The following is a 1,782-nucleotide window of genomic DNA, read 5'->3' on the forward strand; positions in this document are numbered from 1 at the left end:
GCCGACCATTCGACAAGTTTTGGGATTGTTAAGGGTTCCGAGGCTCAACGTCAATAAAGCAATTGGAATAAAGCAATTATGTTATTGATTTTAAATTTTTTATATCAAAATGGTCTTTTTCTGTTAAATCATAACCAGAATGAAAAAGAAGTTGAGCTTCTTTTGAAATACATGGTATTTTTCGACCTTTGTAATTAGTTTCTGAAAACCAGTCATTTTGGAAAACATAATTACCACCTTCTGGGTTTGCTTGGGTAATTGATCCATCATCATTTAGATTTATAGGATGAATATCTAAATACCCATATTCTTCATGCTTAAGTTCCATACGTGAAGGCATCCAATCAACTTCTATTTTGTATCCTATATCTTCTAATTTTTGTATAACTTTTTGAGTGTGTTGAGCGTCAAAATCTATATCTATATCTCTGTGTTCTCTTTGTTGTTTTCCAGTTAATACATCTACCCCCCAGCCACCATCTAACCAATAAGTTACTTTCATGTGTTCAAATAAATCTAAAATATAAAATAATTCTTTTTCTGTTACATTATTATTTTTCATTTTATCCCTCCTAACTTGGGAATTTGAAACGAGTTGAAAACGAGTTTCTTCTTGTCTTGATACTATATAGAAATAACTCAAAGATATAAAAAGTCATTTGAATGTTGATATAACAGTATTTTTGGTTGTTTTTGTTGTTGAAAGAAAATTTGACATGAAAAAACCCCAGTTATATGATTAAGGTGTCGAATCAAAATCAAAACTGGAGGCTTTTTATATGCAATATAATACTACTAGATATGTAGACGAAAATCAAGATAATGAAACATTAAAAGATATGACGAAAAGTGGGAAACAACGCCCATGGAGAGAGAAGAAAATTGATAATGTAAGTTATGCAAATATACTAGAAATTTTAAAAATAAAAAAGGCTTTTAACGTAAAACAATGTGGTAACGTCTTAGAGTTCAAGCCAACTGATGAAGGTTATTTGAAATTACATAAAACATGGTTTTGTAAATCAAAATTATGCCCAGTTTGTAATTGGAGGCGTGCTATGAAAAATAGTTATCAAGCTCAAAAAGTGATTGAAGAAGTGGTTAAAGAAAAGCCAAAAGCACGTTGGTTATTTCTTACGCTATCAGCACGAAATGCAATAGACGGTGAACATTTAGAACAAAGTTTAAAGCATATGTCTAAGGCTTTTAATAAATTAAAAATGTATACAAAAGTTAAAAAGAATTTAATCGGATTTTTACGTTCAACCGAAGTAACGGTTAATAAAAATGACGGTAGTTATAATCAACATATGCACGTTTTATTGTGTGTTGAAAATAGTTATTTTAAGAATAAAGCTAATTATATAACTCAAGAAGAATGGGTTAATTTATGGCAAAAAGCATTACAAGTAAATTATCGACCCGTAGCAAATATTAAAGCGATCAAACCAAATCAAAAAGGCGATAAAGATATTCAAGCAGCTATTAAAGAAACCTCTAAATATTCGGTTAAGTCATCTGATTTTTTAACTGATGATGACGAAAAAAATCAAGAAATCGTGAATGATTTAGAAAAAGGTTTATATCGAAAACGTATGTTGAGTTATGGTGGTTTGCTTAAACAAAAACATAAAATTTTAAATTTAGACGATTCTGAAGATGGCAATTTGATTAATACAAGTGACGAAGATAAAACAACAGACGAAGAAGAAAAAGCACATTCAATTACGGCAATTTGGAATTTTGAAAAACAAAATTATTACTTAAAAGATTTGAAACGTT

The 1,782-nt window shown here is 29.5% G+C and carries 2 protein-coding genes; one reads left to right on the top strand and one right to left on the bottom strand.

Annotated elements, in window-relative coordinates; translation table 11 throughout:
• Positions 1-76 precede the first annotated feature (76 nt).
• A complete protein-coding gene (gene lnu(A), locus ACF91D_RS30110) occupies positions 77-562 on the bottom strand; it encodes a lincosamide nucleotidyltransferase Lnu(A) (RefSeq protein ID WP_011645013.1) in 486 nt (161 codons plus the stop codon).
• 217 nt (positions 563-779) lie between these two features.
• Here lnu(A) and ACF91D_RS30115 point away from each other — a divergent pair.
• Positions 780-1,782 (top strand): protein rep (locus ACF91D_RS30115; protein ID WP_017175401.1); only part of this gene is annotated, 1,003 nt, incomplete at its 3' end.

The sequence above is a fragment of the Staphylococcus sp. 231237_7MaSpsaltlick genome, assembly GCF_043107035.1.